At 31.9% G+C, this 8,058-nt stretch carries 7 protein-coding genes and 1 tRNA gene; 4 read left to right on the top strand and 4 right to left on the bottom strand.

The window, feature by feature from the left end:
* Positions 1-47: 47 nt before the first annotated feature.
* From QZZ48_RS12835 to QZZ48_RS12850, 4 genes are all read right to left on the bottom strand, one after another.
* The gene (locus tag QZZ48_RS12835; RefSeq protein WP_294966517.1) at positions 48-539 is read right to left on the bottom strand and encodes a YkgJ family cysteine cluster protein; all 492 of its coding nucleotides are present in this window, start codon (positions 537-539) and stop codon (positions 48-50) included.
* 59 nt (positions 540-598) lie between these two features.
* Positions 599-1,228 carry a LysE family translocator gene (locus QZZ48_RS12840; protein ID WP_294966519.1) on the bottom strand — a complete coding sequence of 210 codons (630 nt, stop codon included), beginning with the start codon at positions 1,226-1,228 and terminating at the stop codon, positions 599-601.
* Positions 1,229-1,341: 113 nt separating this feature from the next.
* Positions 1,342-1,418, bottom strand: a tRNA-Met gene (locus QZZ48_RS12845).
* 96 nt (positions 1,419-1,514) lie between these two features.
* The gene (locus tag QZZ48_RS12850) at positions 1,515-3,353 is read right to left on the bottom strand and encodes a GGDEF domain-containing protein (RefSeq protein WP_294966521.1); all 1,839 of its coding nucleotides are present in this window, start codon (positions 3,351-3,353) and stop codon (positions 1,515-1,517) included.
* Positions 3,354-3,513: 160 nt separating this feature from the next.
* Between QZZ48_RS12850 and groES the strand changes: the two genes are divergently transcribed.
* The 4 genes from groES to QZZ48_RS12870 all read left to right on the top strand — a co-directional run bounded on the left by groES (position 3,514) and on the right by QZZ48_RS12870 (position 7,649).
* A complete protein-coding gene (gene groES / locus QZZ48_RS12855; protein ID WP_294966524.1) occupies positions 3,514-3,774 on the top strand; it encodes a co-chaperone GroES in 261 nt (86 codons plus the stop codon).
* Positions 3,775-3,778: 4 nt separating this feature from the next.
* Positions 3,779-5,419 carry a chaperonin GroEL gene (groL, locus tag QZZ48_RS12860; RefSeq protein WP_294966526.1) on the top strand — a complete coding sequence of 547 codons (1,641 nt, stop codon included), beginning with the start codon at positions 3,779-3,781 and terminating at the stop codon, positions 5,417-5,419.
* Positions 5,420-5,611: 192 nt separating this feature from the next.
* Complete coding sequence (locus tag QZZ48_RS12865) at positions 5,612-7,210, top strand: EAL domain-containing protein (protein ID WP_294966528.1); 1,599 nt, start codon at positions 5,612-5,614, stop codon at positions 7,208-7,210.
* A 28-nt stretch (positions 7,211-7,238) separates the two neighbouring features.
* Positions 7,239-7,649 carry a hypothetical protein gene (locus QZZ48_RS12870; protein WP_294966530.1) on the top strand — a complete coding sequence of 137 codons (411 nt, stop codon included), beginning with the start codon at positions 7,239-7,241 and terminating at the stop codon, positions 7,647-7,649.
* Positions 7,650-8,058 lie beyond the last annotated feature (409 nt).

Consider the following 8,058-nt stretch of genomic DNA (forward strand, 5'->3'; position numbering starts at 1 on the left):
AATACAAAACTCCGTATGAAGTGTTTTTCAGTGAAATGAGTAAAAGATTAGCTAGCTAATTTAGGTGGAAATTGCACTTGTTGTTGGAATTGGCGTCTTTTATTTATATACTCTTTAGTTTTTGATAGTTTAGTAGTGAAATTATCAAAGCGTTTATAGTAAAACTTATCTGTGCATTTTCCGTTTTGAGAAACTATATCTCCAAGGGATCCAACAGCAGAGCATGACGTATTTATAAGAATCTCATCATAGTATGGACTTAGTGGGTAGAGCTTACACGCTGGTGGTCGCTGCTCATATATAGAGCATTTGTCTTCTTCAAAATAGGGACATGTACTTTCTTTTCCACCTAAAATCATCACAAGTCTAGTTTCATTATCAATAGATGCAAAGAATATTTGGAAGTGATTATAAACCTCTTTTATATCTTCTAAGATAAGAGGAGCCATGATAAACTTTGAGCTACTGCAACAAGAGCCTAGGCATCCATCGCAAGATGCAAAGTGGATTTTTTCTAAGTCATTGATATTTATATACATGGGCGAAATAATATCATATTTGATAACTTATTTTAGAGACAATTTAAAGTTTTTTATTATTATCTAGATGAAAGAGCCAACTTTAAACCTAAACTAACTAGTACAAAAGATGTTAGTATATTCATATACTTTACGATGTTTGGTTTTTCAAGTAACTTTGAACTTAAGATATTTCCAGTTGCTCCAATTATAGAAAAAACAATGATTGTCATTGTGATGAATATAAGACCTAGAGTAATCATCTGTAATGGAACATTTCCATTTTCAACAGTTACGAACTGAGGAAGAAAAGCTAAAAAGAATATAGAAATTTTAGGGTTAAGAATATTCATAATAAAACCCTTAACATAAAGCTTTTTAAGTTCACCGCTTGAATTTTGTACAGATAAATCTAAAGGTTCATTTCTATATTTAAAAGCTTGATACGCAATATAAAGTAAATATGCTGCCCCAAAATATTTTAAAATATCAAAAGCCACTTCTGATGTTTGAAAAATAACAGAAATACCAAATGCAGCTGCACTTGTGTGAATAATAAGACCAGTTGACAAGCCTAAAGTTGTAATCATTGCAGCTTTTTTACTTTTAGTCATACCTTGCGTTAACACATAAATATTATCAGGTCCTGGGACTAAGCATAATATAAAAGATCCTGCTATAAACATATATAAATTTGATAATTCAATCATAAAAATCCTTTTTATAAATAAAATTATATCTAGAGTAGTTTAATAATTTAGAATAAGTGTTAATAAAATTAAAGTTTTTTGGAAGTTCATAAAGTAGGTTCTACAAAATGAAATGGTGTCAAGAGGGGGACTTGAACCCCCGACCCCCGGCTTATGAGACCAGTGCTCTAACCAGCTGAGCTACCGTGACATCTATTTTGTAGGTCGGAATTATAACCATGAAAAGCTTTTATTTTCCTTTCACGTGGTCATAATCTTCAAATTTGCAAAAAAAGAGACTTTAAGCTTAGTAACTATCTCCAACCTTAGTGTTATCTAGCATATCCTGTTTAAATGCTATGACCTTGTTTCTTCCAGTATCTTTTGCTTGGTAAAGAGACATGTCTGCAAACTTAATACATTTCCATATACTATCACTGTCTTTTGGAAAGTTTGAGCATCCAACACTAAGTGTTTTAGAAAAACTTTCTCCATCTGCATAGATTTTTTGCTTACTAAACTCAACTCTTATAGTTTCTGCAATCTTAACTATTTTTTCTTCTTCACAATTATAAAGAAGAACTAAGAACTCTTCTCCTCCATATCTAATTGCCATGTCAGCTTTTCGGATGCTACTTCTTATTACTCCAGAAACCATTCGAATCGCTTCATCTCCTACGTCGTGTCCATAGTTGTCATTAATCATCTTAAAGTAATCTATATCTATCATCAGTACACCAAAAGAAGTTCCTGCCCTTACAGCTTGAGGAATAGAAACATCAGCAAATTCATCTAGAAATTTACGGTTGTACATACCTGTTAACTGATCCACTCTCGCCATCTGGTTAAGTGTTTGCATTAGCTTTTTACTTACTATAGCTGGTCTAGCAGTAGTTATATAGTCTTCTATATCACTAGTAATAGTTCTAACTTGCTCAGTCTCTTCAACATTTTTTGTTACGATAGTAAGAACTAAGGTTAATTCGTTTGAGATTGTGTATGGCATGCATATATGCTCAGTACCTACTAGTTTGTAAAGTTCACAAGAGTTTTTAAATATACTAGAATCCACACTAACATTGATTCGGTCCGCTCTACATTCATTATCTAAGATGCCACAATGACATCCTTTCTCGCTATATACATTTTTTTTGACCTTATTCATAGTATCTATTTCTGTCATTGTAAAATCATCCAGTTTGAAATGATCTTTTAAAACAGATGCTATGCGGTTGTAGATATCTTCTAAGTCTTTATCATTTTCTATTGTCTGTTTGAATTTGTAAATATCTGAAAGTCTCTCTATAGTAGAGTTTATGTTTATAAGTGGATCCGTCTCTTTTACATAGTTTTTATTTTTAATAAATACATATACTTTTTTGTCCAGCTCTTCAAATGTGTGTTGAAGTTTTTCTAGCATCGTATTTAGCATATCTGCTACAGTTTTACTTTCTGCATTTTGATGCCCTTTTATCCTAACAGAGTAATCACCACGATATGCACTCTGCATAACATCTCTGATAGAGTAAAATATACTGACAAATGGTTTTATAAAGCGATTTATAACCATGAATATGAGAATAATTGTTAAGATTGTTATAGCCATGTTGTAAAGAACAGTTCTTAGACTACTTGTACGTATATCTGAAATATCCATAACCATACTTACAACACCAAGTGCTTCACCCTCTTTAGCATTATGACAAGCCATACAGTTAGGTGTTCCATACTCAGTTGCAATATAAGGAATACTCACACGCAAGATGCTTTTGCTTGGCATCTCAGTAGTTACAGATTCCATTTTTCCAGATTTTAATACATCTGTGTCTATTTTATCTCTTGGAGTTTCGTTATTATGACCTTCACCATATTGCTGTATTACAGTAGGAGATCTTGCTATCCAAAGTTCACTAATTTTCTCAACACTTCCAATTTGATTTATAAAGAAGTCTCTTTGGTCCATTATGCCGTTTACCATATGAGATGTAAGACCTATCTTAACTATTTCTGCAGTTAATTTTGCTTTGTTCTCAGCTGTTTTTACACCATAGTCTCTAAAGTTTAGAGCTGTACTAATAATCATCGAAATAAAGAAAAGAGAAAAGATGATAACTAAAGCAGTGATGACTTTTTGTCTGGATTCCATAACATAACCTTATAATTTTTTAGATTTTAGCATAATAATAGTATTGTATAAAGACAATTTAGAAAAAAATAGTTTTTATTAAATATATTAATTAAATTATTTACCAAAAATTTACCTATAATTGGATAGCATCCGATTTATAAAATATATAAGGATATATATGAACTTTCAACCATTAGGCAAAAGAGTTTTAGTAAAAAGAGTTGAAGAAGCAAATACAACAGCTTCTGGAATCATTATTCCGGATAATGCAACTGAAAAACCATCTCAGGGTGAAGTTGCAGCTGTAAGTAAAGAAGTTACAGAGTTAGCAAATGGAAACGTAGTTTTATTTGGTAAATACTCAGGAAACGAAGTTTCTCTTGGTACAGATAAATACTTAGTATTAGATACAGATGATATTTTTGGGATAATAGGATAATTTAATGGCAAAAGAAATAATTTTTTCAGACAACGCTAGAAATAGTTTAGCTCGTGGTGTTCAAAAACTAACAGATGCAGTAAAAGTAACAATGGGACCTCGCGGTCGTAACGTTCTTATTCAAAAAAGTTACGGTTCTCCAATAATCACTAAAGATGGTGTTTCTGTTGCTCGTGAAATTGAACTTAAAGATAAACTAGAAGATATGGGCGCTCAACTTGTAAAAGAAGTAGCATCTAATACTGCTGATGAGGCTGGTGACGGTACAACTACTGCTACAGTTTTAGCAAATGCAATCTTCTCAGAAGGTCTTAGAAATATTACTGCTGGAGCTAACCCTGTTGAGGTTAAGCGTGGTATGGACAAAGCTTGTGAAGCAATACTTGAAAACCTAAAAGCAGCTAGTAAAACTGTAAATGGTAAGCAAGATATCGCTCAAGTAGCTACAATCTCTGCAAATTCTGATATTGCTATTGGTGATATGATTGCTGAAGCTATGGAGAAAGTTGGTCAAGACGGTGTTATTACTGTTGAGGAAGCTAAAGGTATCTCTGATGAGTTAGATGTTGTTGAAGGTATGCAATTTGACCGTGGTTACCTAAGTCCTTATTTCATTACAAACACTGAAAAGATGACTGCTGAAATTGAAAATCCTTGGATTCTTTTAGCTGACAGTAAAATTTCTTCACTTAAAGATTTACTTCCAGTACTAGAGCAAGTTCAAAAGACTAATCGTCCACTTCTTATCATCGCTGAAGATGTAGAAGGTGAAGCACTTTCAACTTTAGTTGTAAATAAACTTCGTGGTGTTTTAAATATTTCTGCTGTTAAAGCTCCAGGTTTTGGTGACAGAAGAAAAGCTATGCTTCAAGATATCGCAACTTTAACTGCAGGTACTGTTATAGCTGAAGAAACTGGTCATACTATAGAAGGTGCAAACATTCAACTTCTTGGTCAAGCTGCTCGTGTAGTAATTGATAAAGACAACACTGTAATCGTAAATGGTGCTGGTACTGAAGAAGCAGTTGCAGGAAGAATCTCTGAGATTAGAACTCAATTAGATGCAACAACTTCTGAGTATGATAAAGAAAAACTTCAAGAACGTCTTGCAAAACTTTCAGGTGGTGTAGCAGTAATTAAAGTTGGTGCTGCAACTGAGACTGAAATGAAAGAGAAAAAAGACCGTGTAGATGATGCACTTTCTGCTACAAAAGCTGCAGTAGAAGAGGGTATCATTATCGGTGGTGGAGCTGCTCTAGTTCGTGCTGCTGCTAAAGTTACTCTTGAGCTTGAAGGTGACCAGCAAATAGGTGCTGAAATCATTATTCGTGCTGTAAAAGCTCCAATCAAGCAAATCGCTCAAAATGCAGGTTATGACACAGGTGTTGTTGTAAATGCTGTAGAGATTGCCCAGAACCAAAACATTGGTTTTAACGCTGCAACTGGTGAGTATGTAGATATGTTTGAAGCTGGAATCATCGATCCACTTAAAGTTGCTCGTGTAGCACTCATAAATGCAACATCAGTTTCATCTCTACTTCTTACAACTGAAGCTGCAATCTATGAAATCCCAGAAGAAAACCCAGCTTCTGCTGACATGGGTGGCGGAATGCCTCCACAAATGGGTATGCCAGGAATGATGTAAAAAAAGGACAATAAGAAGCCAATTTTTTGGTTTCTTCCTTTGTTTTTTTAATTTTTACCTCTCCTTTATTCTATCTTCATCCGATTTTTCCTACAATTTTTAAGGTATAAGCAAATTTTGTCTATAGATGCTATACTATAACAATAAAAAACTTATTGATAAAGTATTTGGACTTATTAAAAGGGAGATGGCGTGGTAGATAAATATATACTTGCACAATATAAAGATGCAGTTGATAAGAGTAGTATAGTCTCTAAAACTGACATTCAAGGCAAGATTACTTACGTAAATGATAAGTTTTGTGAAGTATCAGAATATACTAGAGAAGAACTAATTGGTAATACTCATGCAGTAATAAAAGACCCAGAAGCTCCTGCATCAATTTTTAAAGATATGTGGAAAACAATATCTGAAGGAAATATTTGGAAGGGTATTGTTAAAAATATCAAGAAAAGTGGTTCTTACTATTATGTTAACTCTATGATTTACCCGATGAAAGACTCTAGCGGAAAGATACTAGAATATATATCTATAAGACAAGATATTACAGAGCTTATAAAAAATCAGAAACTACTAAAAATCTACTCAACTGACAATACAACTAATCTCCCAAACAGAGAAAAATTAAACGAAAGACTCTCTTCAAATAATTCTGAGTTAATGGCAATTCTTTTAGATATAAAAGATTTTACTGTAATCAATGAACTTTATGGTGAAAAAGTAGGTGATGAGATACTCTTTGAAGCCTCACAAATGCTACAAAGTTATATTACAAACGAGAGTGTAATTCTTTATAGACTTGACTCTGATCGTTACTTTATTTTAGTAGATGATCAAAATTTGTTTGCTAAGTATGAGTCTTTAATAGAGTTTACTCTCTTATCCGAAGAAAGTTTTATTATCAATGATATAGTACTTACTTTCAATATCTCAATGGCGAGAGGCTCCCATGAACTCTTAAGTAAAACATCTTTAGCTCTCAAAGAAGCTAAAAAAACAAATAGCAGGTACTTTATTTATAATGAAGCAATCGATACAAAAGAGATTCACAAACTTAATATAAAAAGATTCAATGACTTTAAAGAAGCTCTTTTAAATGATAGAGTTGAACCTTTCTTTCAACCAATTGTAGATGCAAACACTGAAGAGGTAATCAAGTATGAAGCCTTAGCTCGCATAATAGATGCTCAAGGAAATATTATAGCTGTTTCTGACTTTTTAAGTATTGCGGAGAAGAGTAGCTTTTTTGAGAATTTCACAAGACAAATCATTCAGAAAATATTTGCAATTTCTAAGGAATCAAACAAAGAAGTAAGTATCAATCTTACATATGGAAATATTAACTCTGAGAAGTTAGTAACTTACATAGAAAATAGACTTAAAAAACATAATGGACCTACTATAACATTTGAGATGTTAGAGTCAGAAGAGATAACGGACTATACTATTTTAGAAGATTTTATCAAGATGGTGAAGAGTTATGGGGCACTTATTGCTATAGATGATTTTGGAACAGGATATTCAAACTTTACTCATTTATCCAAGTTCAAAGCAGATTTTATAAAGATAGATGGCACTTTAATATCAAATGTTGAAAATGATGAAAACTCTAAATTAATAGTATCTATTTTAGTTGATTATGCCAAGAAAAACAATATTAAAGTTATTGCAGAATTTGTATCTAGTGATAAAATAGCAAAAATATTAAAAAATTTAGGCGTTGATTTGCTTCAAGGTTATTACTATGGAAAAGCAGAAAGTGCTGCTTTTTATAAGTTGATTACTTTTTAAGTAAAAAGAATAAAAGCAACAACTATTTATGAATAAAACAAGTATTATTTTACTGATCTTTTTTTTGCTCTTGTCTTTTATTTTTTTACTATATCCTCAAAAAGAAATAACATACTCTTTTTATCATTGGAAAAATAAGTATAATATAAAAAATAATACAGATAAACTTTACATTAAAGTCTTAGATATAGAATACACAAATAAGCTAGAACTTATAAAAACAAAGTTTACAACTAATCCAAATACTGATTTTGTGCCAGTTGTCTATATAACAAATAAGGCTATGAAAAAAGCAACATTTATTGAACTAGTAAATAAAGTATCAAAACATTTAAATCTTTTACCTTACAGTTTTAATGAGATTCAGTTTGATTGTGATTGGTCTCTATCTACTAGAGCTAAGTATTTTGATTTTTTAAACGAAATGAAAAAAAGCTAGATAAAAAACTAAGTGCTACTATTAGGCTTCATCAAATAAAGTACGCAAAAAAATAGGGGTACCTCCTGTAGATTATGGACTGTTAATGTACTACAATATGACAAATATAGCGGACTATGATACTAAAAACTCTATATTGGATAATGATGTAGCTAGAAAATATCATTTTAATTTTGATAAATATCCTCTAAGTATAATGGTTCCCTTTTTCAAGACCAGTAAAACAAGTTTTCTTATTTCACCTCTTTACGATACCAGTGGTAACAGTTTTTGTCTCCTAGGGTCTAAATTATTATCAGCTTGATAATAGACCGCCAATTCTAAAATCAAGTGCAATTTTTTGAAAGTAAGTTGAAAGATAGGATTAATCGATAATCTGCTAATCTTATTCGACCAAAAACAAAGAAGT

Source organism: Sulfurimonas sp. (assembly GCF_016744025.1).
Classification (GTDB): domain Bacteria; phylum Campylobacterota; class Campylobacteria; order Campylobacterales; family Sulfurimonadaceae; genus Sulfurimonas.